General features: G+C 69.0%; 17 protein-coding genes and 1 pseudogene. 6 read left to right on the top strand and 12 right to left on the bottom strand.

Annotation, left to right across the window (positions count from 1 at the left end; all coding sequences use genetic code 11):
* Positions 1-43: 43 nt before the first annotated feature.
* The 7 genes from ABZ348_RS31940 to ABZ348_RS31910 all read right to left on the bottom strand — a co-directional run bounded on the left by ABZ348_RS31940 (position 44) and on the right by ABZ348_RS31910 (position 8,775).
* Positions 44-481: a hypothetical protein gene (locus ABZ348_RS31940; RefSeq protein ID WP_358939034.1), complete on the bottom strand. Its 438-nt coding sequence runs from the start codon at positions 479-481 to the stop codon at positions 44-46.
* Positions 478-1,248: a TnsA-like heteromeric transposase endonuclease subunit gene (locus ABZ348_RS31935; protein ID WP_358939033.1), complete on the bottom strand. Its 771-nt coding sequence runs from the start codon at positions 1,246-1,248 to the stop codon at positions 478-480. Before ABZ348_RS31935 ends, ABZ348_RS31940 begins: the two co-directional genes overlap by 4 nt.
* A 293-nt stretch (positions 1,249-1,541) precedes the next feature.
* Entirely contained in the window at positions 1,542-2,912 is a 1,371-nt protein-coding gene (locus ABZ348_RS31930) for a TniQ family protein (RefSeq protein ID WP_358939031.1), read from the bottom strand.
* 3 nt (positions 2,913-2,915) lie between these two features.
* Positions 2,916-3,824 (bottom strand): hypothetical protein, encoded by a 909-nt coding sequence (locus ABZ348_RS31925; RefSeq protein ID WP_358939029.1) that lies wholly within the window; start codon positions 3,822-3,824, stop codon positions 2,916-2,918.
* Between the two features lie 217 nt (positions 3,825-4,041).
* Positions 4,042-6,069 carry a hypothetical protein gene (locus tag ABZ348_RS31920; RefSeq protein ID WP_358939027.1) on the bottom strand — a complete coding sequence of 676 codons (2,028 nt, stop codon included), beginning with the start codon at positions 6,067-6,069 and terminating at the stop codon, positions 4,042-4,044.
* A 28-nt stretch (positions 6,070-6,097) separates the two neighbouring features.
* Complete coding sequence (locus ABZ348_RS31915; protein ID WP_358939025.1) at positions 6,098-8,080, bottom strand: hypothetical protein; 1,983 nt, start codon at positions 8,078-8,080, stop codon at positions 6,098-6,100.
* Positions 8,081-8,106: 26 nt separating this feature from the next.
* Entirely contained in the window at positions 8,107-8,775 is a 669-nt protein-coding gene (locus ABZ348_RS31910) for a hypothetical protein (RefSeq protein WP_358939023.1), read from the bottom strand.
* 188 nt (positions 8,776-8,963) lie between these two features.
* Between ABZ348_RS31910 and ABZ348_RS31905 the strand changes: the two genes are divergently transcribed.
* The 4 genes from ABZ348_RS31905 (at position 8,964) to ABZ348_RS31890 (ending at position 14,081) form a co-directional block, all read left to right on the top strand.
* Entirely contained in the window at positions 8,964-10,622 is a 1,659-nt protein-coding gene (locus ABZ348_RS31905; RefSeq protein ID WP_358939021.1) for a hypothetical protein, read from the top strand.
* 47 nt (positions 10,623-10,669) lie between these two features.
* A complete protein-coding gene (locus ABZ348_RS31900) occupies positions 10,670-10,924 on the top strand; it encodes a dTMP kinase (protein WP_358939019.1) in 255 nt (84 codons plus the stop codon).
* Between the two features lie 159 nt (positions 10,925-11,083).
* Entirely contained in the window at positions 11,084-13,384 is a 2,301-nt protein-coding gene (locus ABZ348_RS31895) for a hypothetical protein (RefSeq protein WP_358939017.1), read from the top strand.
* 1 nt (position 13,385) lies between these two features.
* On the top strand, positions 13,386-14,081 hold the full coding sequence (locus ABZ348_RS31890) for a DUF6308 family protein (protein ID WP_358939015.1): 696 nt from the start codon (positions 13,386-13,388) through the stop codon (positions 14,079-14,081).
* Between the two features lie 493 nt (positions 14,082-14,574).
* On the opposite strand, the gene ABZ348_RS31885 is transcribed toward ABZ348_RS31890, so the two are convergent.
* Positions 14,575-15,474, bottom strand: a complete 900-nt coding sequence (locus tag ABZ348_RS31885; protein WP_358939013.1) for a hypothetical protein — start codon at positions 15,472-15,474, stop codon at positions 14,575-14,577.
* 106 nt (positions 15,475-15,580) lie between these two features.
* On the opposite strand from ABZ348_RS31885, the gene ABZ348_RS31880 reads away from it, so the two are divergent.
* Positions 15,581-16,987, top strand: a complete 1,407-nt coding sequence (locus ABZ348_RS31880; protein WP_358939012.1) for a hypothetical protein — start codon at positions 15,581-15,583, stop codon at positions 16,985-16,987.
* 360 nt (positions 16,988-17,347) lie between these two features.
* Positions 17,348-18,478, top strand: a complete 1,131-nt coding sequence (locus ABZ348_RS31875; RefSeq protein ID WP_358939010.1) for a hypothetical protein — start codon at positions 17,348-17,350, stop codon at positions 18,476-18,478.
* A gap of 126 nt (positions 18,479-18,604) precedes the next feature.
* Here ABZ348_RS31875 and ABZ348_RS31870 read toward each other — a convergent pair whose 3' ends face one another.
* From ABZ348_RS31870 to ABZ348_RS31855, 4 genes and pseudogenes are all read right to left on the bottom strand, one after another.
* Positions 18,605-21,277: a Helicase associated domain protein gene (locus tag ABZ348_RS31870; RefSeq protein ID WP_358939008.1), complete on the bottom strand. Its 2,673-nt coding sequence runs from the start codon at positions 21,275-21,277 to the stop codon at positions 18,605-18,607.
* Positions 21,278-21,313: 36 nt separating this feature from the next.
* On the bottom strand, positions 21,314-21,598 hold the full coding sequence (locus ABZ348_RS31865; protein WP_358939006.1) for a hypothetical protein: 285 nt from the start codon (positions 21,596-21,598) through the stop codon (positions 21,314-21,316).
* Between the two features lie 1,425 nt (positions 21,599-23,023).
* A pseudogene (locus ABZ348_RS31860) lies at positions 23,024-23,506 on the bottom strand (IS5 family transposase); the annotation flags it as partial.
* A gap of 767 nt (positions 23,507-24,273) precedes the next feature.
* Positions 24,274-24,591 (bottom strand): adenosylhomocysteinase (locus ABZ348_RS31855; RefSeq protein ID WP_358939004.1); only part of this gene is annotated, 318 nt, incomplete at its 5' end.

The raw sequence follows: 24,591 nt of genomic DNA, 5'->3' as shown, positions 1-24,591 counted from the left end.
AGCGCCGCCGGGCGGCCCGGCCGTCCACCAGCCCCCACAGGCCCTACTCCCGATAGCGGGCCCGCATCCGCCGCACCGTCACCGCACTGGCCGGCTGCCCGGCCGCCGTCAGCTCGGCGGCCTTGGCCTCCTCCCGCTCCGCCATGGTGCGCCGGGCCGGATCGAACTCGGCACGCGGCACCTGGGCCTGACCCGGAACGGGGCACCCGGTCTCCACCTCACGCACGTGCCGCTCCCAGGCATACGCACGCTCGCGCACCTGCTCCGGCAGTTCCTCCAGGAGCCCGAATGGCGGCACGCCGCGCTGCGGGGCGCCCACCACTTCGAAGTCGGGGTCGGCGAAGAGGAAGTTCGCCAAGACCGTGGCCACGGAGTTGTCCGCGTCGATCAGCTTTACGGACGAGCCTTCCAGCATGACGACCGTCCAGGTCCGCTTTGCGAAGCGGAGTTGCGTTCCGGGCTCCAGTACCGTGTCGTTCACCTCTGCCCCCGCGCCTGGGGGACCGCCGTCACGTTCACCCGCTCGTGCAGGGGCGCGTCGAGCGGAGCCGACAAGTCGCCATGCCACAGCGCGTGGAAGACCACTGGGAAGACCTGAACCGGATCGCCGAGTTCACGCACCCCCTCGATCAGCGGCTGCGGGCGCCGGAATGCCGCAGCCGCGCGCCCGGCCAGTTCGCCGCCCCTGTAGCGGGGGTGCCGGTACCCGGCCAGCCAGCGCAGATTGGCCGCCAGCACCGGATCCGGGGGCCGCAGGACCCGGTACTGCCACCCCACCGCCGCGGCCGCGGCCTCCATCACCGCAGCCCGAGCGGCCAGGCGCGGTGAGATCTCCCCGTGCCCGGCGCAGTCCGCCAGTAGACCCCTGCCATCCGCGAGCCGGGCCATCAGATGCGGCGCGTGCCGCACCCGGCCCCCGTCCCGCGAATACCAGGTGAGTTCCACCGGGCGGCACGCGATCGCCACCACGTGAGGATCATGGTCCAGCCGCATCACCTGGGTCCGCATCACCCCGGACGCGTAGTGCACCAGCCGCCCGTCGGTCGCCGACCACCACCACCCCGGCGCCATCCGTTTGCCGTGGCGCACCGGGAACCGCCGCACCGGGCCGCTCTCCTCCAAGCAGACACCACGCGCGGCGTCCGCCCACGTCATCCGCTGCTCGTTTCCGGCGGGGTCGACGAACCGAGCCTCCACTTCGCTGATCCCGGCCGCTAACACCCAGGGTGCCTCGGCATCTTCAGGCATCGCGCCAGACAGCCCGGCGGGGTGACCGGATGCGCGAACCGGCTCGCGGACTGCTGCCGGTGGCGGCTGGTCGCATCCTCCGACTGCCGGACCGGACGTTCGAGGACCGCCCTTCGCTTTGGCCTCCGCACCGCTGTGCGCTCCCGCGATCTGCCGTGGCGGCGGGGGTAAGCCGGGGCCGCCGGATGCCGGCGGGTGGTGCGTGTCGATCATGTGCTCCAGTCAAGCGTGCCCGTGTGCGCGAACCGCCGAATTCGGCCAACTTTCGCCGGACACCGACCGGTTCGCCCAGACTACCGATAATGACGCCGACCGGCTGCCGGTGTCAGTGCAGACCCCTGCCCCGCCCATCGCCCCGCCCCGCCCCGCCGGGCCAGCCCCCGGATCGAACCCGTCACCGGGCCGGTAGTACGCCGGCCGGCGCGCCCGTACCGGTCGCGGAACAGCCGCCCGACTGTCGGCAAACCGCCGACGTCCGGCCGGGAAGTGCCGTCCGCAACGGCGCGGCGCGCGGCCGCGACCTGTTCGGCCAGGGCGCGCAGTTGGACCCGGGCCGAGGCGGGGCGGTGGTCGGCGCGCAGCCACCACGGGTCCAGCCCGAACCCACGGGGATCCTGCTTCCCACGGCGGACGCGGGTGAATGCGCCCATGCAGTCCAACAGCGGCCCGGCGTGCAGCGGCCCGCCCAGCACCAGTCCTCGCTGCGGGGCCCGGCCAACGTCGGCCAGCCAGGGCCGCCCCAGCCGTACCGCCAATTCGCGGAAGAACGCCCCGTCCGGCCGGAACGGGCGTACCAGTCCGCCCGCCCCGTGGTCCTCCCAGATCCGCTCCTGCATGCCGGAGTCGAGCAGCACGCGCGCGAGCGCCACCGTCTCGGGGAAGACAACCGCGTCGCGGGCGATGATCCGCCACCACCAAAACCGCGGCCCGGCATCCCCACCGGCAACCGCATGCAGGCGGGCCGGCCAGATCCGCTCCCGCTGCCACTGCAGGGCCTGCTCCCACCACGCACACACCGCTGCGTGAGAGAGGGCGAACACCCGCCCCGGATCGGTCCCGGCCGCAGCCGCGGCCCGGGCGACCTTCGGCCAGGCCCGCTGCGCCGCGGCGACCTCTGGGGCCGCGAGCAGGTCGAGGTTGCGGTTGCGGTGGCCGTCCCCGGCGGTGAGCATCCACCGCTGGTGGCGGGCACAGACCTGGTGCCACGGCGCGACGTACCGCACCACCACGGCGTCCCGCCCGGTGCGGGCCGCGGTGCACAGTGCGCACCCGTACGCCACCGGCCCGTGCGGCCCGGCCGAGGCGACCTTCCACCGGCCTGCTGGTCTGCCGGATTCGGCGGTCTCGCCGGTCCGGTCCGGCGTGCCTGATTGCGGCTCGTCGTTGAGCGCGGGCAGTGCCCGAGCCAGATCGTGCTCGCTGACTCCGCCCAGCTGGGCGAGTAACTGTCGGCCCGCCGGGCTTAGCAGCACTTCGGCGTCGTCGCGCGGGCCGGATTCGTCCCGTGGCCGGGAGCCGGCCCAGGTCCCCCAGGGCAGGGGCGCGGCGGGGTTCATGCCGTAGTGCCTGGCGAGCCGTGACATGTACGACCACGTCGTCTCCGCGGCCACCGGCGGGACGCGGAACGCCGTCGGTACAGGTGCCCGTGCGTCCGTGATCGCCACTGGCTAAACCGGCGGCAGGGTCAGGGCGCAGGCGACCTCGGCGGACATCTGCTGCGCGCTGACGAGGGTGGCGTTGAAGGTCTCGGTCCAGCCGCCGGCGGGCATCTGCGCGGGATTCAGGAACGGGGTGTGGCCTTGAGCGCGCAGGCGTTTCAGGACGGTTTGTTCGATGAGCCGGGCGGCGGTTCCGGCTTCGAAGGGCCATTTACGGACCACGGTCCAGCCTGATGCGGTGAGCCGGGCGATGCGGTCTTCGCGGGTGTGCTGTCCGGTGATGCCGATTTTCACCGCGTCGAGGATCACGTGTGCCATGACGTACAGCCATGCCGGTGCGGCAGGGTCCAGGCCATACTTGGCGCAGTGCGCACAGCATGCCCCGCGCGTGCGGACGTTGTTCAGGGTGGGGGAGACGACGTTGCCGCAGCCCTCGCACAGCGACATCCAGGGCGAGGCGACGTTCCGGAACGGCTCCAGCGGCGTGAAGCCGACCGTCTTCATGTCGGCCACGGCCTGCTTGGGGTCGCCAGGGCCGTGCCGGGTGCACAGCCCGCAAGCTCCGCCGCGGCCGGTTGTGTTGTCGTACCGAGGGGCGACCAGGTGTCCTGCGGCTGTGCACTGCGACAGCCACGGCCTGCCGGTGCCGGGGTAGGGAACCAGGGCCGTGAAGCCGTGGGCGAGCATCGCGGCCGCGGCCGCCACGGGATCGATCGGTGCGTTGGGCGCGCAGTACTTGCAGGCGCCCTGGCCGTTCATCACGTTGTTCCGGTTGGGGTAGATGACCTTCCCGCATCCGGGGTTGAGGCACCGGCACTTCCACGGTTTGCGTGCGCCACCGGGGTACGGCTCCAGGGGTTCGGCATGGCCCAATCGCCTCATGTCGGCTGATGCCACATCGTCCGCTACGGCCGGCACGGCCGCCTCCTCGTCGTCGCAGAATCGGGGGGAACGACACCCTGCCATGGGCCACTGACACTGAGCCACCAAGCGGCGCTGAGGGGGGAAGCGGCCGACCGTCGCCTGGGCTCGTGCGCCTGCTCAGCGCGCCGCGCGCACATCGTGGGTGGTGGGCGGGCGCGGTGTGGCAGAGTCGGGCCGCTGCTCGGTGCTTTGAACGCGTGCGATCGTGGGCTTACAGGGAGCTGGGGTCGCGTTTGTTGCCCTGGACGCGGAGCATGACCAGGGTGCGGGGGCGGGGGTCGCCGGCGGGGCCGGGCAGGGTGCGGATGTGGATGCAGGCGGGCAGAGCGGCGAGGCCGTCGGGTTTGTCGGTGAGATCCAGGACGATGAAGAAGTTGATGGGCCGCCCGCTGACCTGGTACGAGACGGCCTGAGCGGCGTAGTTGGCGGCAAGGCCGTCCCACGTGACGTCCTTCCAGTCCCGCTTCAGCTCGATGGTGATCAGTTCGTCGTGGGGCCGCCAGGCGACGTCGACCCGTCCGGCGCCGACGTTGCTCACTTCCAGCTCGACTCTCAGACCCTGCCCGCGCAGGAAATCACGCAGGTCTTTGCCGAGCTCCTTCTCCAAGGGCTTGTCGGCGCCGGGCGAGAGTTTGCGTAGGTAGGCGCGGGCGTCGCCGCCGTACTTCTGCGTCTCGGACAGGCGCAGGTCCGTGAAGCGCAGCAGGTAGAGCAAAAGGGTGTCGATGTCGGCGGCGAACTGCCCCTGGTATCCGTCGGGGCACTGCTGGGTGAGCTGTTGCTGTGCCCAGCGGTAGGTGCCGGCGATGACGGGCACTTCGTCGACCGCTTCACGTGCGGTGCGTGCTTCGAGCATCGCGCTCATGCGCTGGCTGAGGCCGGGCTCGGCTGCCAGGTGGGCCGTGATGCGTTGGGCGGTTTCCTCCCCGACAAGCCCGACAAGCGCTGCCGGCGCCGGGCTGTCAGATTTTGGGAGGCTCCCTGGCCCTTCGGCTGCGAGTGCTTCACGCAGCGCCTGGGCTTGCCGGCTGATCCGCACGGTGGCCGGGTCGTCGTTGCCGGGCACGGTCTGCAGTTCGTCCAGCCACTGGTCGAGGATCGCCCGTCCGCCTTCGTGCACGAGAAAAGCACGTTCGACGCGGGGCGCCAGAAGGGCCTGCAGGCCCGGCAGGACCTGCGCCGGTGCGCAGGCGTCATCGGCGTCGGACGGATCGCCGCCGGCGGGGCTGAGCAGGGTCAGGGCGCGGTGGGCCGAGTAGACCGAGACGAGGTGGTTGATGAGCGCTCCGGCGTGTAGCCACGAGCCGGGTCGGTCTGCGGCCTGCGCCTGTTCGAGGGTTGTGGCGAGCTGGTGCCAGGCGGCAAGGGTGTCGAACCGGGGGGTGCGCCAGGTGCTGGGCAAGCCCAGCAGGTTCAGCCGGATCTCGAGGATCGCCTCTTCGAGGCGCTGGCGGGCGGTGTCAGGGAAGGGCGCGCCCGCACTGTAGGCCAGGACGGCGTCGATGGCTACGCCGAACGCTTCGGCGTCCGGGCGTGCATCGTCGGCGTAAGCGTCGGTGAGACGGGCGCGTGCGGTGACCAGCAGGGAGCGGGCCTGCTCGGCGTCGGCGGTCTCCAGGGCGCGGCGCAGTGCCAGCATGCCCAGTTCGAAAGAGGCGTCCTCGGCGACGTCGTCGAGGCTCAGCAGCGTCTCGAGCAGCGCCGGTACGTCCGGTGCGGGCAGGTGCTCGGCCACCGCCCCGGCGACGGTCACGGCGCGTCCGGCGAAGTCGTCGTTGAGCCGGGAGACTTCCCGGCGCATTCTCTTGAGCCGGTCCAGCAGCGCGTAGGGGGTGCTGGCGTCGGCCAGGACGAGGCGGGCACTGCCCTCCAGGGCGATGCCGCCGATCAGGTCGGGATGTTGCCGGCTGGTGTCGAGCCAGACGTCCACCAGGTCGTCGGCGAGTTCGGCGACTGCGGCAGGGTGGCCGAGGAATGCCTCGACGACTGCTTCCAGCATCAGCGGCGTGCTGGGTGCGGCTGCCGCCGCCAGCAGGAAATCCCGGCCGGTTTCGCTGTGCAGGACGTCGGTGTCCTCGGCGACGAGGGTGATCAGCTCGGGCAGTTCGTCCCGTGCCAGCAGCGCACCGGTGTGATCCAGGAGCAGGGCGGCCCCTCCCAGATCGGACAGGGACGGAGGAGGCAACTGGGCATCCAGGGCCGCCACGAGGGGGCCCAGGGGGTCCTGCTCGCCGCTCATACCAACCTCCCTCGTTGTGCTGCTTGGACTACCAGAGGCGCTGGCCCTCGGCCGCAAGGCGCATGTTGTCAGCAGGCACGATCTCCTTGACCTCGGTGCCCCGGGCGGTGGCGACGACGACCTGGAGCTCTGGCACCATCTCGGTCAGGGTCACCAGATCGCGCAGCATGTGCTGCAGGTCGCCGGCGTCGACCTCCTCGGCTCCGGGGGAGTCGATGAACAGCAGCCCCGGATGCCGGCCGACCCCGCTGCGGTGTCCGTGCCGGAGCAGGGCGATGGTGGTCACGATCTTCAGCCGCAGTTGCTCCCCTTCGGTCAACGAGCCGTAGCTGTGCTTCTGCCCGCCCTTCCACACGGTCAAGGAGGCGTTCCCGCCGAGCTTCACCTCTTTGAGCATCTCCAGGCCGAGAGCCCGGCCCATGGCGACGATGTCCTTCTCCACATCCTGGAGAACCTTCTGCAGGACCTGGGTGCGCCGGCCCATCGCGAGTTTCTCCGCGGCGGCCAGCACCGCCCCGGCCTGCTCCAGGGGCTCGAGATCGACAGCGGCGTCCAGGTGGGCGAAACGGCCCCGGCGCTCTGCCACTGCCCCCTCCAGGCGGGCGACCACGAGTTCCATCTCATGCCGCTCACGCAGGCCGGGGGAGTGCAACGCGGTCTGCAGGCGCTCGGCTGCCGCTGCCCGGCCCGCCTCGGTGTCCGCAGCGCTTTGCTGCGCCCGGGCCAGCTCAGCCGCCGCAGCGTCCACGGACTGCTGGACCTCGGCGAGGGTCCGGCTCAGGTCCTCTGCGCGCGTCTCCGGCTCCTCTTCCCCGCTGTCGCCGATCGGTGCCTCGTGCAAGTCCGAGGCGCACAGCGAGCAGTGCCCCTCCTTCTCCCTCTCCCACCGGGATCTGTCGACGGCCGTGTCGCACCGAGGGCAGACGGTGGGCATCAGCGTGTGGAAGAACGCCCGGGCCAGCGCAGCCTCCTCCGCGGCGTGGACGGCGGCCGCCAGGTCCACGCGCTGGGCCTCCACAGTGTTGTGCGCCGACCGGGCGGCCACAACCCCGTCCTGGGCCGCGGCAGCCGCTTGGGTGGACACAGACAGTTCCGCGTACAGCTGCTGGACGTCCGCCGCCGCGCTACCTGCCCCGGGGAGGGCCGCCAGCTGGCCACGGGCCCTGTCCAGCCGCTGCGACAGCTCCTTGAGCTGGGCCTTGCGCGCCTCAGCATCGCCGGCTGCGCGGCTGCGGGCTGAGGAAAGCTGCGCCCGGACGATCTTCGACGCGACGGCGGCTTCCACCTTCGTCGACGCCCACGGGGCACCGAGAAACAGCTCGAGCAGTCGGGTCGGGAGCCCGTGCCTGGTGTCGCTGCCGAGCAGCGCCCCCAGACCGGAACGGCTGATGTGCAGGGCACTTGCATACGACGGCCACGACAGCTCGCCGGTGATGGGAGGCTCGTCCGGCCCGCCCGGGGAGGCCTGCGCGGTGCGCAGTGGTTCCAGACTCAGACGCTCCATCATGAAGGCGTCCATGCCTTCCTCAAAGTCACCCAGTCCCTCGAATGCGACCAGCACCGTGCCGGACCGGGCGGACACCACATGGCCGTGCGGCGAGCCGGCCCGCACCACCATCTCCACCCACAGCGGTTCGCCGTCCAGCTCGAAACCGACCCGCACGTCGCGCAGCCAGTGGCGCACGTCGCGCTGCAGATTGCTGCGGCCCCGCAGGCACCACAAGATGATCTCCAAGACGCTGGACTTGCCCGCCTCGTTCTTGCCCGACGACGCCAGGCACCACAGCCCCGGGCCCGGATTCCAGGAGAACGCGAACGGCTCACCGGCCTCGGTTCCGGCCGGGGAGTCCGCAGCCGGCCGCACACCCTCGAACGCGACTGACGTCACCAGCAGCCGGTGCGGGCGCGGCGCAGCCATCGCCGGCCGCACCCGGTGCTGATCAAGAACCCTCGTCACAACAGACAGGGGCTGCTTCGACTTCGCCGCGACGTCGGCCAGCCACGCCTCCACCGGCCCGGTCTCCGGCTGCTCCTCGCTCATGCCAGCCCCTCCCGCTTCAGCTCGGCCGAAAGCCGCGCCCGCACCCGTTCGGAAATACCCGCGATCATCTGGCCCACCGGCGTACCCGCGTACTCGGCATGCTCGTACTGCAACGCCTTGAGCTGCTCGGCCGACATCCCCTCGGTCACCATCCGCACATACAGAACCTGCTGGTCGTACCAAGCCAGCATCGGTACCTCAGCCCGGAGCCTCTGCGCGAACTCCTCCCCGGAAGCCAGCAAGTAGTAGTCCCGGCGCCGGACGTGGGTGTCAGACGACTTGCCCGCCCGCAGCACCCGGATCAGCCCCGGATGCCGCAGCACCGACAGCGCATTGTTCATGGGCTCGTACGCCCCATGCCTGTTCCGCAGCATCCGGTACGTGTGCAGATCCGGCTCCCGCTCCTCCAGCACCGCCCGCGCCTCCAGCAGGCGCTCCTTCGGCAGCCGACCCTCGACACAGGCCGTGATGATGTGGTCGGCCAGGTAGTCCGGATTGCGCACCAGGAAGTCGAGCTTGGCCAGCTTGCGCTGCGCTCGGATCACCCGGACCGCCGTCGGCGGCGCATCCGCGGCGTCACACGGCTCCCCCAGCCTGTCAAGGATGAGCAGAAGCCGCACCGCCGTCTGCTCTCTGGTTGGCCCCACCTGAACGATCGTCACCACCCCCCAAGGCATACACGACCGCCAATGATCTCCGATGCCCGACTAGATCGTATCCACCGCTTATCGGGCATGGCAGACCTTTGGACCAACGTACTCAGCCACGGTGCGGGCCGGGGTCCGAATGGCATTCCCCGGCCGCCGAGCGAAGGGGGTGGGCATGGGGCGATGGGCGTCGGGATACTTGCTGCATGCCGACTCATGTGGAGACGAATGTCTGGCTTCCGGCCTGTGCGCTTGCCGCAGTGAAGGCCATTGCCGCCCGCCGGGACCTGTCCAGGGATGAGACGGTTCGTCAACTGCTCGACGAACACTTGGAGGTGCAGGAGCACCGCGGACCGGACCTGCGCCTCACGCACATCTCCACGGTGCTGCGCTACCCGCCGGCGCTTGGCAGGCGGAAGCACCGGTGGGTCCCGGATTTCGGGGGGCCGTTGCGGTTGCGTCTGCGTCCGGGGGTGGCCGACCGGGCACGGGCGGTGTCGTTGCGGCTTCCCGGCCAGTTCCAGCGGGCGCACCGCGACTACCAGAGCCGTCAGCTGACCGACGCGGTGATGACTGCCATCGCCGTCCAGGAGCCGTTCACTGACACATACCTCGACGGTCTGCGGCCTGTCCTGCGACACCGGTCGGCCCGGGGCCTGTGGAGTCTGGCGGTGGCGGCGACGAGCACTGCACCGGAACTTGCGGTCCACGAGGCGGTGTCCCGGGCGGAGTTCCCCGACGAGGACGCAAGCGCAACCGGCGCATCTGCCGGTGGGCCGGGAGCCAGTTCCCGTCTGCTGCGGGTGGCCGCGGCACTGGAGGGGGAGACGGGCTGGCATTCCGCGGTCCGCTTTTGGGTGGCGGCCAACATCGCACGCCTGCTGCTGACCGGCCCCGGAACGGACGCCTCGGAGCGTATGCTCTTCGAGCAGGGGGAACCGTGGCGGGAACTGCGCCTGGACTACCGGTATGCCGACGCCGCCACCCGCGAGGAACTGCGCCGGGGGATCGGAGACTGGGACGACTCCGGCCGCGGCGGCGGCGCGGTGTGGCGTGCCGACCGCACGGTCGAGGTCGAGGACTTCGAGGTCTGGCTGGTCGCCCGCGGCCGTGCGGCCGCGCGCACGAACCTCCCGCCAGGGTGGCTGGTGCGCACCCCGCCGAACTGGCGTGCCCGCGCGGCCGGCGGGCACGGTGCCGCACTGCGGGAGCCGTACGCCAGGTGGGTGGCGGCGGGCCGGCTGCTCGTCTTCACCTCCGGCGGGGCCCCGGCGGTGTGGCCATTGACTCGTGGAAACGACGGGCGGATGCGGCCGGTGGAGGGCATCGAGCCGATTGTCGCGGCCGCCGCAGGACTCGCCCCGGACCAGACCGGCACCTTCATCGAGGCGATGCTCCTCGACTGGAGCGACGACGGTGAATCCGATCTCATGCCGGTCCCAGCCGTCCTGCGGCTGCCCGCCTCGCAGGCCTACGAATTCGGCTACATCGACGCCGCACAGCGCCGCCGCCTCATGGCAGAGGCCCGCGCGGCGACCCTGAAAGTCATGGACGACGTCCTGAACCGCCTGCATGACGACTTCTACCGTGGCCGCCTCGAGGCGGCCAGGGACAGCGGAAGCGTCACGGACTTCCGCCGGCTCGCCCGCTGGGCCCGCGTGCACTTCAGCCCCAGTCCCGCGACATGGCCGTGGCCGGGCGGCCCGGTCGCCGACGAAGTCGTCGCCAGCACCCGGTCGGAGATCGTGCAGTGGCTGGCGACCCACGCCCACCGGACGACGGCCACGCTGCTCCAGCACTCGATGGGCGAGGCATGGAACGCGGCCTTCGACCACCACCCGCCGAGCTTCTGGACTGACGTGTGACACCGACCATTACAAAAAGCGAGAGAGCACCGTTTTTGATGGGGGCCATGACGTTCCCGTTCCTGCCCCCGCCCTCCACGCTCGGCGCGATCCAGCGCGTCCTGCTGGTCGCCCTCCTCACCCCGGCTGTCCTGCTGGCCCTGGCCGCCGCGGTCCCGGCGCTGATCGTGCTGCCGTTCTTGCCGGGCGGAACCGACCGCGCCATCGCCCTGCTCACCGCGCACACCGCCTACCTCAAGGCGCTGCTCACGGGCAGCCGCACGCCGCTCCCGGACACGGCACCCCGACCGCGCGGCTCGTGACGACCAGACTGACGGCTTCCCGCATTGCCAAAGTGCCCGGTCCTCTGGGCCCAGGGTCTCGGATGAACGCCGGCGCTCTGGAGGGCATCCGGCTTGGCGACCGTCGGCGGCCCCAATCCGTACGGAGTTCGACCGCTACACCTGGAGTCAGGAGTCGAGATGGATGCTCAGCCAACAGTTCTTCGCGCGGTGAACAGCGGAGTCGACTCCTGCGAACCACTGCACAAGGTTGGGCGGGAACTGCGCGCTGGCTGGTCGCACACGGACCCGGGCGAGGAGGAGCACGAGCACTTCGCGGCCCTGTGGGCGGCCATGGAGTTCCGGGTGCAGGACGGCACCTGGGACGTTGTCCTCGGACCGTTCCGCAGCACCGACGACAACGGTGACCTGGTTCCGAGGGCCGTGAAAGACATGGCGCCCGCGGTCCTTGAGGCCTGGGCGGCCTACGCCCCCGAGACGACCCATCCCCTGGTCCGGGCCCGGCTTTACCACCTGCTCTGGGTGGCCCGGCACGGGACACGGCCCATCGAGCACCTCCGCTCTGCGGTGCGCAGCTACCGGGCTGGTGCCTGCACGCTGCTGACGAAGGCCGAGGAACACCTAGAGGCGCTCGTCCACCCTCCGGAGCCGGGAGGGGCGGCACCCTTCGAAGCCGAGGTGGCCCGACTTGCTGCAGCGGATGCCCTGGTGCTCGCCTACGGCCTGGTGGCCGCTACGCGGCAGCCGGAGCGTACCGACATCGTCGGCGAGATGATCGCCCTCGGCCAGGCCGCGCTCGCTTGGAAGCCCCCGTCGCCGGGCGTGCTCGGCCTCATGACCGCCCCACTCGTGGTCAGCACGCACGACAGGTCCGCCGTGCGCCCCCTGCTCGAACGTGCCGTCGACGAGTACCGGGGAGAGGGCCAGTTCCACTACCGGGTGGAGTTCCTTGAAGAGCTCCGCTGCGTGGTGAGCGCCCACGAGCACCGCGACGTGGACGAACAGATCCACCGCACCCGTATGGAACTGGCCGAAAGCAGCACCGGGTTGCGGAAACTCCTCGCCCTGGAAGACGCTGCTCGACATGCCCGCGACAGCGGGCTGACCGACGCCCTTGACGAGGTGCGCCGAACGCAGCAGAAGATCGGTCGGGACGAACTTTCTATGGATGCCATCCGCACCTCGGTCCCCCTGCCGGCGGGCTACCTGGAGGCAGCGAGCGCGGCCATCGACGCCGCCGACAGCAGTGAGCACGCACTTCACTTCATCGCCACCACTGCTCCCACGATGAGTGGCTCCGCGGCCCTGCAGTCCCGGCTGCTGTCCCTGCCGACGGTGTACATCAACCCCAACGGCCCCGTCGTGACGCGCACCGTCGGGAGCGACAGCACCGGAGGCGAGGGCTTCTTCTTTCAGCAGCACGTCTTCGCCCTCGACGTGCACGGCCTGGTCGTCGAAGCCCAGCTGGACCGAGTCCGCGACCGGTTCCGCCCGACAGCGGAGGACCTCGTGCCGTTCCTCGCCAGCCCAGAGCATGCTCCAGAGACTCGGATACGTGGTCTCGCCCGCGCCTTCGAGGCGTTCTGGGAGGGCGATGTCGACACGGCCCTGGCCCTGGCCCTGCCGCGCCTCGAAGGCACACTGCGCCGCCGACTCCAGGCAGCCGACATCGCGGTGATCACGCACGCAAAATGGGAGACCATCGGACAGGTCCAGCAGCTTGGCTCCCTCCTCGACAAGCTGGATGAACTCGGCTTCCCCGAGCCGTGGCCCCTCGTCCTCCGCACAGTGCTGGGCAACGCTGAGGGTCAGATGAACCTCCGCAACAACGTCCTGCACGACCTAATCGACACGCCTTCCCGGCACCGGGCAGCGCTCGTGCTCCAGCTCGCCCTGGCTGTGATCTTCCTCGGGGAGGAGCCACCTGCCCGGACGGGGCCTGCCGACAGCGGCACACGGATGCCGATGCCGTGGAACGCCGCAGCCGATCAGCACCTGCCATTCCCCGTGCCCGACCCCCGGGCCCATCACTTCGTCAACCAGTACGCCGACATGCACGACATCGTCGCCGGCTTGACGGTGCCCTCCGGTATCCCGCAGTCCGCAGTAACGGTGCTGCACACCGCCCGCGAGCTCCTGCGCCACTCCTACTTCTGCTACGAGTTCTCCACTGTGGCCCTCCTGCATGCCCTGATCGCGATGGAGATCGTCCTCCGGGCCAAGATCCCCGACTCCGGCACGAAGCCGCTCCACGCCCTCATCAAGCAGGGCAAAAAGAGTGGCCTCCTGACCGAGCGGCAGACGGAGTTCCTCCACGATGGGCGCAAGCTCCGCAACCGCATTGCCCACGGCCAGAGAACTCATTCCGTCATGCCCCCACACTGGGGGGCCGGAATGCTTACTACATCCTTCACCCTGATCAGCGAGGTATGGGCGGCCCAGCCGACGCCACTGGCCACAAAAGAGGGCACAGGTATCTGAGGTGAACGAGCTCGTCATGGGGCCTGGTTCCTCTGGCGGGGCGCCGTCCGTGGTGGGGCAGCGCCTGCACGCCGTTCTGAATGCGGAGCAGGTGGTGGACGACCTGCGCCGCTACTTCGGGATCGGCCTGCCCCCGGGCGCCGGAGCGTTCACGGGGGGCCGGTTCGAGCACCTGGCGGGCGGGGGTGACCGTCTGCAGGTCGCGGACCGGTTCACCGCAGAGGACCTGGTAGCTGTGCAGACCCTGTCGGTGACCGTCCCCGCGCCCGTCGCTCTTGACCTGCTGGAAGGCCCGCTGGGCACCCAACTGTCCGAACTGCTGCGAAGTATCCCTTCCGACACAGATCTGTCCGACGCTGATGTCTCGATCGTCGTGGACGGCTCGCCAGCGTACCGGGCCTGGTGCTTGTTGGAGGACCAGTACAAGATTGGGTGGGTGATCGCCGGGAAGCTCTTAGCCCGTAAGCGGCCGCGGCTGCTGCCGGTCTACGACCGGGTCGTGCGCTGTGCGCTCGGCCACCCGCCGTCGTTCTGGACCGATCTGCGCACCGCCCTGCGCGGGGACGATGCGGCCTTGCACCACCGGCTCCTTGGCCTGCGGCAGAGCGCGGGCCTGCCCGAGACGGTCAGCGCGCTACGGGTCGCCGATGTCGCGGTTTGGATGGCCCACCCTGCCCCGGGCCACCGTTGCCCCTGAGGACCCACCGCAGGGACGGTCAAATGCTGATGCTCGGAGGCGGCTTGCTGGTGCGTGGGGTGCTGGTTGGCCTGGTGTGTTGTGGGTTTCGGCTCCCAGTCCTACGCCGACGTCGTCCGCGCCCTTGTCACCCACGAGCACCGCGAAGCCCACATTGCAGTGGTCGGCGACTTCGACTGCTCGGGTGAGAACATCGAGCGGGACTGGGTGGAGCGCACGGGCTGCTGGAGCTCGGTGACCCGGGCGCTGCTCACCTACGAGCAGATGCGCGCGTATGGGACCCGGCAACCGAGGGAAAGCGCCGCGACCCGAGTTGGCCGGCCTTCGCCCGCCGTTACGGTTTCGACATCGAGCACCCGGTGCAGTGTGAGGTGGAGGCGTTGGAGTCGGCCGAGCTCCGGCGCTTGGTCTTCGCCGCCGTCGCCCCGTGCATTGTCCGAATTCCTCGGTGGATGGGGCACCACGGGCAACGGAGGAGCCTCAGCCTGCTCCCTCAGTACGTCTCGAAGTCGGGTTCCCAGGCGGGGTCGGGCTCTTCGTCGTCGCTGAGTGTCTGGGCCTTGATTCCAGCGAGGTCCAGTTCCCACCTCGTGAGTGTGAGACCGCACAGGCGGCACCCGAAGCGCCGGGGGAGGAACCAGATCTCCAGGTAGTCGCCCAGCTTGTCCCGGCCGCTTGCGAAACCGGTGTGGCCGCATGCGGGGCATTCTGCGGGTACGGACAGCAGCCCCGGAGCGGCTGTCGGCAGTGCAGAAAGGCTGCTGACGAGTTCGGTGACCTCAGCCTCCGACAGGCTCCGGGTGGTCTGGGCGAAGCGCTCGCGGGCTTGGCGGAGTTTCGCGTGGTACCGGATCTCCATCTCGCTGATGGCCTGGGCCACCAGTGCGGTGCAGGCTTCGAGGTGCGCGCCCCAGAAGCCGTCGGGTCCTGCCGACAGGGCCTTCAGGAGCGCGTTGATGTGCTCGATGCCCGCGGCCAGGAGTGCGCGGCACTCGGTGACGGGCTGGCCCCACCCCATGTGGGTGATGCCGTTGCGGGACTCCCGCAGTTCCTTGAGCTTGGCAGGCGTCTTGTGCTCGGGACCGAGGAGTTGCGCTGCCCTGAGGATGGCCCCTTCACCGCCGATGGTCTTGAGGCCGGCACGGCCCTTCTTCGTCTTGTCTTCGTTGCCGCTCAGGACCAGGAGGTCGTCCACGCTCGGCTGCTTCTCCGACGCGAGGAGCACAGGAGCGATAGACGCCAGGTACGCCTTGGACGCGTGCTCCACCGCGACCGCCATGTGGTGCACGGCGAAGTCCTGGTCGATGGGCTCCTCCAGGTACGCGTCGACAGCCGTACGCGCCCACTTCCGGGCCGATATCAGCAGGTGCTCATGAATCGATTCGTGCGACATGCCCATCAAGGTAGAGGGACGGTGACGGAGTGCACCGCGAGTTTGGCTACTTGGCAAGGTGAGCGGACAGGTGGAATCGTGCCCGGGTGCCGCTCATCATCATGGGATGGGGGACCAGATAGACATCGCGCTGTTGCGGAGGCTGATCGACGGCGTGCTCCTCACGCTGTACAGGCGCTACACCGAGAAGGAACTGCCGGCGCTGTGCGAGCGCCTCGGCCTTCCCGAGCCCAGCGAGGGCAGTACCAAGCACGAGCGCCTGGTAGCCGGCCTGAAAGCCTGCCCCGACGACCGCCTGCCGGATGTCGCCGCAGCGGTTCTTGAGCAGGAGGAGCTCGACCAGGCCGAGCGGATGGCGCTGCAGGATGTTCTATGGCTCGGCCGCCACCACGTGCACATCCCGGGCCGGACCAGGCGCGAGCTGGCCAGAGACTTCGACCTGTCCGACCACCTCGGCTACCCGGACCGCTTCATGAGCCTGCTGGGCCGACTGTGGCACCTGGACAACGATCCACTCGGCGGGTGGACCACCCCGACAAACAGCCTGCGCAGTCAGATCGAGCGCCACGTGATTCGGTTCCCGGACGACTGGACGACCGAGCAGTTCTTCGAGCAGCTTGGTGCCTTCGAAGCACCGCACCCTCGCTTCGGACACTTCCTCGAGGACCTGGCATCCCCCGCCGTTCTACCCGAAGAGCCGGCGCAGCGCCGCTTCGTCGAGATGGCTAACCGGCACCTGAACCTCGCCGGCGCCCAACTGAGCCAGCACGGAGAAGTAGACGGCTACCCCCACTTCCAGCTTGTCCAGCATGGCCGCGGTACCGCACGCCGACCGCGCAACCTCATCTTCGCCACCCTGGGCAAGCCCGACATCCGCTTCACCAGCGCCCTCGACAACGACATCGAGGTAGCTGAGCGCGCCGACGAGGTGCTGGTCTACGACCGCCCCGTCGGCAAGGAGGGACTGCTCTGGCGAGACCTTCTGGACTGGTGGCAGGAAACCCGGGATATCACTGATCAGGAGCAGGCGGCGCGGACCCTCTACAGCCGCATGGAGGCTTCTCTGCCACCAAAATCCCCAGGACAGAAGAATCTGTTCTGGCACTATCACCACGCCAACCGGGACCGCTTGAACGACGTGCCCGCCCTCCTGCCGGCGATCTGGCTGCACTGGGACCCCAAGAACCTTCGCCAACGCGGCGCGCACGCTATGCAGAACCTGCGGATGGACTTCCTCATGCTGCTCCCGGGAAACCGGCGAGTGGTGCTGGAAGTCGACGGCATGCAGCACTACACCCGCAACGAAGGGACCGAACCCGACAGCGCGAAATACGCTGCGACCATGGCCGGGGACCGCGACCTGAAGTTCCTCGGCTACGAGGTGTTCCGCTTCGGCCACGACGAACTCCGCGACCGGGACCGCGCCCAGCCGCTGCTGGCCGGCTTCTTCACCAAACTCATTGACCGCCCACCCGCCGGTCCATCTCGAGTGCCGCTGTCAGCCCGAGGCTGATATGGGTCTCACGGTTCTGGTCACGACGCCGCTGACGACCGCAGGGTGGCTATCGGAGGGAGAGAGGTTGGGACGGGGGGCGGCGTGGATGCCGACTTCACCACCAGCACCAGATCGATCTGGCGACCCTGCGCACGGTACCGGCCTCACGTACCTGGTGATCAAGGTCAGGCGTGGCGACCAGGCGCAGCGCCCAGGCGAACGGTCCGATCTTTGAGCAGGATCACCGGCCCTGACAGGCGTGCTAGTACCGAAGCCAGGGTCTGCCTCGGCTGACACACGCAGAGAGCCGGACCTGCCACAGGTGCCGTCGATCTGTGCCTGCCACCGCAACGCAAAGCCTTCGAAAGTTCCTGCTCGATGTCAGTGGCCTGCGAGATCATCATTCCGGCGTTCGGGCTCTGCCGGACGAAGGCTGAGGGGGACAGGGTGCCGCAGGAACTCTTCTTTGAAACTGTCCAGCGTGACAACTACTCATACACGAGGTTGAACCGCGCGGCCATCAACGAGCTTCGCACCGCCCCGGCTGCCGGCGGTGACGAAGAGGCTGCGCACGCTCTCATCGACCTGCTGATCGACGACTTGCCCCAGGACCCTGAGCACGACGGACTGATGGACAACTCGGAGACGGGAGCGGTCATACGGTGTCTCAAGGCCGTTCTGCGCCGCCTCGGTATCGAGTTCGAGGTCCCCTTTCACGACAAGCAGGGCTACTACTCGTTCCGGATGGAACACAAGAATGACCTCATTACTGACCTGACTAGGGTCTTTGCCCCAGCACGCGCAGCGCTGGAACGACGCGAGCAGACCACCTTCACCGGAGGCTTGCGGGGGCTGCGCGGCGAGCTGCGCAACCTCATCTTCGCCGCCGAGCTGAAGCCAGAGATCGTCTGGAGGGACGTCGCAGGTGGTGTCATCGAGATCACGAAGAACAAGGACCACTGCCTGCTGTATGACCGTCCAGTGGGAGCCTCGGGCCTCACCTGGAGCGAACTCAGCAAGTGGTGGCACCTCCAGGACGGCATGTACGGGATGTCTGAGCACCTCAGGCTGCAGGCGCTTCTGAAGCGGCTGAGGGGGGCACTCAACGTCCCGGAGCAGCTGTTGTTCGACACCTACTGGGATCACGCGATGCAGCGAGGCTTCGGCGACTGTCCTGCTCTGTTGCCACAGGTCTATCTCCATTACGACCCCTTGGCGCAACATCAGCGGAACCAACGAGCGGAAGGCAGGGTGCTGACGCGGCAGCGGATGGACTTCCTGATGCTCGCTCCCGGCGGTCGCCGATACGTTCTCGAGCTGGACGGGAAGGAGCACTACTCGCGTGATGGGAAGGCCGCACCCGACCTATACGCCGACATGGTCCGAGAAGATCGGCGGATTCGTCTTCAGGGGTACGAGGTGTACCGGTTTGGCGGAGCCGAGTTCGTGGATCGGCAGGCTGCCAAGCTCATGCTGAGCGGGTTCTTCGACCAGTTGCTGGCTCCATAAGCTCCTCCCCCCACGAGGAAGCCATACAAGCTGCCGTCACCTCCAAAGTCGGAGCGGGTACAAGCTCGACAGCCCAGGTCATCGCGGCCCGGGCTATCGCGCACTGCGGCTCAGCGCCAGACCGAGTCAGGCCCAGTCCAGCCCCAGTTCCCGCAGCGCATTCATCTGCTCCTGGGTGAGTTTGCCCCGCCTCGATTTGGTGTTCGATACCCATACGCCCAGCTTCACGATCACCGGCTCCGTCTCGCCGTCGACGTCGATCTCCACGACCGCGCCGCGCGGCACGGGCCGGTCCGGGCCTTCCCTCTCTACCCACTGCGCGAGGGCGGTCAGTCCGCGCTGGAACGCTGCCTGGGCCTTGCCCGTCCCCTTCGTCGTACGGCTGGACGCAGGGGCCGGAGGCGGCGCCTGGGCAGGTTCCACGCCCAACCCGGACAGCCGCTGCTGCTGCTCCTCGGAGAGCTGTTTCCAGGTGCCCGGCTGTGTTTGCCGCTGGAGCCATCGTCCGATGTCGTCGCCCTCGAAGGTCACGCCGGGTGCGATGTCGGGCAGGCTGCCGTCGGCGTCGACCAGGTCCGCCAGAACGCGGTGATGGCGTTGCCAGTCGAGGGGCCAGGGGCAGTTCCAGTCCGGGTCGATCGCCGCCAGCTGCGCCGCGCGTGCTGCGGCTCGTTCCGGCTCCTTGCCGAGGCCGCCCTTGCGGCGGAGGTTGGCCATGTGCTGCCCGACCGGCACCAGGCCCTCTCCCTCGCCTTCGCCCCAGACGGCGTCTTGTCGGGGTGCGAGGTGCCCGTGCGCGCGTCGGTAGGAGCGGAGTGCGGCGAGTTTGGTTTCCCATACTTCGTCGCCGGGTTCCCACACCATGCCGGCCTCTGGCATGTCGAGGAGGTCTTTGCGGTGGGGGTCGAGTTCTCCGGCCCGCAGCGTTTTTCGCTGTTGATGGACCCATCGCCCCAGCGGGAACGCCTTCGTCGTCCCGACTACGGTCTCGGTGTCGTAGGGAATGGCGTGCAGGCCGGTGATGCCGTTCTCGGCACGCCACCGCAGGAGGGCTTGGTAGCCCTCGAGCCAGACGAGGGACTGGGGGCGGATGACGCGGCAGCGGGTGAGGGCGGCGATGTCGGCGGCGTCGCGGGGAGAGGCGAAGTTGACCACGACCGAGGTGACCCGGTCGACGTCCTGCTGCGCCTCGCTGACCTCCTCGCCGTCCTCACCACGGTCTGCTCCTGCTGCGCCGCGGTCAGACCGGACGTGGATGCGCCGGCGTTCGGTACCGCGGGTCAGGGCGCGGGAGGCGAGCTGGTCGACCATGCGTTCCGAGTGCGAGCGCAGGGCCTGGAGGATGTCGACCAGGGGCTGGTAGCTGGCCGAGGTGACCATGTCCTTCGGGTCCTCCCCGGGCTGGAGGAAGACGGGGATGATGATCCGCGCCGTCTTGGTCGTGCCGTCCGGGTTGGGGCGCAGGGCACGTCCGATGTTCTGGACGATGTCGACCTGGGAGCTGCGCGAGCCGACGATGCACACGGCCTCGACCCCGCGCAGGCCGGTGATGTCGACCCCGACTCCGAGGGCGCGCACTGAGGAGAGGAACGCCCGGTGTACGCGTCGGTTCTGGGCGTTGATGCCGTTGGCGAACCGGTGGATGACCTCCCGCCGGTGGGCGATGGGGTGGCCCCCGCACAGCCAGTCCGCCCATACCCGGTCCGGGGGCACGTGCCGGCCCTCTTCCAGCTCGTACAGCTCTGCGTCGATCGACGACGCGGGCAGTTCCTCCGCCTCGGCCAGCGCCGCCGCGGAGGCCTCAGCGGCGTACAGCTCGGCGGCCGTCGCCGGCATCTGCTCGGCGAACGCGGCCGCTTCCTCGACCCGCTGGTGGAACACCATGGTGGTGTGCAGATTCCGCTGCGCCGTGTGCTCCAGCAGGGCGGCCTGGAGCAGGGCCATGCGCCGGCCGCGCAGCGCGTCCTCGGACAGGCCGAGGATCGGGTCGGGGTCGCGGATCTCGAGCACGTCGATCTCGAAACCGGCGAGGATCGACCGCTCTACCGCCTCCGCCAGCCCTAGATCGAAAATCCGGGTGCCGTAGGTGCGGGAGTCGTCCTCCATCGACGCGATCACCACCTCCCGGCCGTCTCGCCCGCGCTGCGGCCGGGGCGCTGCGAGGATGCGCGGGGTGGCGGTCAGGTAGAGCCGGAAGTCGACAGGGATCCGGCTGTTGTCGTGGATTGCCGCCCACGGCCGACCCATATCTCCGGCCGTCATGTGCCCCTCATCCAAGATGGCCAGGTCGAACGGGGCCATCCGCTGCCCGTACAGCCGCTCCCCGCCCGCCAGAGCCGATTCCAACGGCCCAGGGACAGTCCGGCGACCAGTGACGTCGGCGGGGTCCTCGCGGTCCACGAGGGAGGCGTACGTGGCGAACACGACCACCGGCCCCGACCCGGCCCACAGGGCGAGCTGGATCGGGTTGGTGGTGGTGCGCACTCCGAGCTGCTCCAGGACCTCGTCCTTGTCCACCGAGCAGACGGCGACCATCGGCGCCCGGTGCCCGACCCGCCGCCAGGACTGGGCACTCTGCACGATCAGGTCAAGCGTGGGCACCATCACCAGAATCCGCCCGCCCGGGAAGTACTCCAGAGCGCACGCAGCGGTGGTGATCGTCTTACCGGACCCGGTCGCGGACACCCCCATAGCGCGCGCCCCCTCCGGGGGCACAAAGGATCTTGCAGGAAATCCGACCCAGCTACGAAAGCGCAATTTCTGGTCGACCTGGTGTTCCTTGAGCGGAACCAAAAGCATTTCCAAGCCCTCCCCGATTCCTATTCCTGTGGTCCTTCAGATGGCCGCGTGCGGAATACAGACCGCACCCGAGCCGTTCCAGATCGACGCACCCGCCCTGTGCCAGCCGGGCTTTCCGTCCCTGAAGGGCGCCTGGTCGTCCAGGTCGTAGTGCCCGACACCGAGCGCGCAGAGGATGCAGTCCTCGTCGCTGTTCACCCTCCGCGCCGCACACAGACCGCCGGCCTCGCCCAGCACCCGGCGCCGCGCCATGGTGCGCGGATAGGCGCGCAGCAGCACGGACTCCCGGACGAATCCGACCGACCGCCGCGCCGTAGCCATCCCGGCCCGCCATGCCCCCGGGCCTCGCTCACCGCCATCACGCCTTCGTCCCAGCCGTCCGCGAACACAGCGCACCCCAAGAAGCCGCCACCATGCCGTCCAGCTCCACCACCTCGCACTGCGCCCCGGCGACCGCCCTGGCCTCCAGGTCGTCCGCTCGCTCGCGGGTACGCCCTGCGCCTCCAGGAGCGCGAACAGCCTCAACCGGGCTTTCACACCCGACGTCTGGTACTGCGTCACCCGACGCACAGAATCGCTGCCCAGCACGGGATCTGGTCCGGTAGATTCGCGGTGACCGGCCATCTGGCCATCCTCTCGGAAACTTGGGAGGTTCCCGAGTGACTGGCGGGTGTCCCATATTTCTGCCAACAATACATGCTGCATCTCCCTGAGGCAGCAACACACTAGAACCCGCCACAACGAACGCTCCCCGCTCCTCATAGCCAGCCAGGCCCGCGCCAGCGGGCCCTTGAGGCGGGGGAGCGCAGAGGACCCGCCGGCCCAGGGCGGAGCGAAGCGGAGCCCAGGGCCGGCGCGGCGAAACCGCGCAGCTCCGGAAGCGCAGCGGACGGAGCGTCACTAAGCCCGCGCAGCGGGCTTAGTGAGCGGGACGCGCGGCGTCCCGCCAGCGCTCCCGCGGAGCGGGAGCGCAACCCCCGCGCGCAGCGCGGGGGTTCGCTTGCACATCGCGCAGCGATGTGGTACCCGCTCCGCGGGAGCGCTGGTGACCCGCTGCGCGGGTCACACACCCCCCAAGCTTTGCTTGGGGGGTGACGGTCCGTTCGCTGCGCTCCCGGACCGGGGTGTGGGCTGCGCCCACTCTTTAGGGCCTTCGCTTCGCTTCGGCCCGGTTGGGGCGGGTCCGCTACGCTCCCCCTTCCCAATAGTCCTTCCGGCTGCGCCTCCAGGACCGTTGAAGGCCCGCTAGCGCGGGCCTGGCTGGCTACGAGGGGGTCGGGATGGTTCGTTCCGGGTTTTAGTGTGGCGGTGCATCACCATGATGCACCACGTAGGTTTGGCGAAAACAGAGGATACCCCCGATCGTCCTGGAGCCTTCTCGGATTTTCGAGAGGAACGAACGAAGATGGCCAGTCACTGCGAATCTGCCGGTCCCGTGTTGAGCACCTCTGTGAACTGGGTGAGTAGGTGTCAGGTGGAGGGGTTCACTGCCTGGTTGGGGCTGTTCGTGCTCTTGGGGGTGCGGGGTGTGCCCCAGGAGGGTTGGATGCTTGGTGGATGTGCTGGAGGCGGGAGTGGTCGCCGGGGCGCAGAGTGGGGTGGTCGAGTTGTGCGGGAGAGCGTCCTGCCCGTGTACCTCTCCGTACCTCAGGGCGCGGGCGGGTGCTGGGGTACTGGTTGAGGCCAGTGGCCTGTGCGCGGCAGGCGGTGAGGAGCGATGGGGAGGCCAGCGTGTGCGAGGTCGGTGCTGGCCGCGGTGACCAGGACCGCGAGCAGGAGGCCGAGCGTGTCAGTCACGATGCTGCGCTTCCTGCCCACGATCTTCTTAGCGTTGTCCGTGCCCTGGCTCGTCGCGGGCACGCTGGTGGAGCTTTCACGCTCTGTGCGTCGATCACACAGGCCGAGGGCTCGGCGTTGCGGCCCTCCCTGCTCGCGGACCAATTCCCTCAACAGGCCTTGAACTGGGCGAGGATGCCGTCCTTCTGCCACTTAGCAAAGTAGCCGTAGACGGAGTTCCAGTGCGGGAAATCGTGCGGCAGGTAACGCCACTGCACCCCGGTGCCGTCCACGTACAAGATCGCATTCATGATCTCGCGCAGGTCGAGCTCGGCGGGACGGCCGAAGCCCCGCTCGGCCGTGGCGCTCGTAGCGCCACGCGGACAGCACCGGCTCGATCAACTCCCAGCGGGCATCGGACAGATCACTCGGATACGCACGACGGTCAGCCATGAACTGGGCATACCGCCAGTCTGGGGCGTGCGCCCAGGCGTGCGTTCGCCCGCGTGGAAGCACGGAACAGACCCGGGCGTCCTGGAATGAGACAGGCGCAAGCCGCTCTCTACCCCAGGTGCCACACCACTCGCCACAACATCCACCACCAACCCGATCGCCTCACCAGCACCGGACAGTAGAAAAAATGGTGATACCGCAACCAATCAGGCAAAAACGACCTCTCAGTGGCTGTTTCCGAACTCTGAGATGTAAAGCCTGTTGGTTGAGAAGTCTGCAGAGGGTTCTGAGTCGTTGGTCGACATGAGCGCAGCCCTATATGCCGTCCCGCGCGGGACGCGTGACGTCGGTGCGCTATGGCGGAGGATCCATGACTCTGGATTGCCAGGGCGGCGTCGCGGCGGCCGAACTGTTGGATGAGGCGGGGTGTGGATCAGGCAACGATCCCTGCTTCCGGAGAGTCGGATTGGGGCGTCCCTGAGGTTCTATCGGCATTGCCTCGTCTCCCGCGTGGAAATAGCGGCACTGTCTGCCGCGACTTGTTCGGCACCCATGTCGGTTGACGACTGAGCTGCCAGCCTGCCTCCAAGGGCTCCAGGCCCCAGTGCTACGGACCGACATCACTTCCTACCCTCGCGCCAGCCGCAGAGACTTCCGTTCGGGGAACGGTCACAGTGACCGTTCCCCGAACGCCCACGCAACGCTTCCACTTCAGGCCGACCACTCGTGACCCACTGATACATGGCTCAGAAACAGGTGCTTCAGCCTCAGTAGCGGTAGTGGTCCGGCTTGTAGGGGCCTTCGACCTGGACGCCGATGTAGGACGCCTGCTCGGGACGGAGCGTGGTCAGCTTCACCCCGAGGGCGTCCAGGTGGAGCCGGGCAACCTTCTCATCGAGGTGCTTGGGGAGCACATAGACGTCGGTCGGGTACTCCTGCGGCTTCGTGAACAGCTCGATCTGGGCCAGGGTCTGGTCGGCGAAGCTGTTCGACATCACGAAGGACGGGTGTCCGGTGGCGTTGCCGAGGTTGAGGAGACGTCCCTCCGACAGCAGGATGAGAACCTTGCCGTCGGGGAAGGTCCA

Source organism: Streptomyces sp. NPDC005963, assembly GCF_040638655.1.
Classification (GTDB): domain Bacteria; phylum Actinomycetota; class Actinomycetes; order Streptomycetales; family Streptomycetaceae; genus Streptomyces.
The sequence above is the reverse complement of the archived record's forward strand: the minus strand, read 5'-3'. Positions and strand labels throughout refer to the sequence as shown.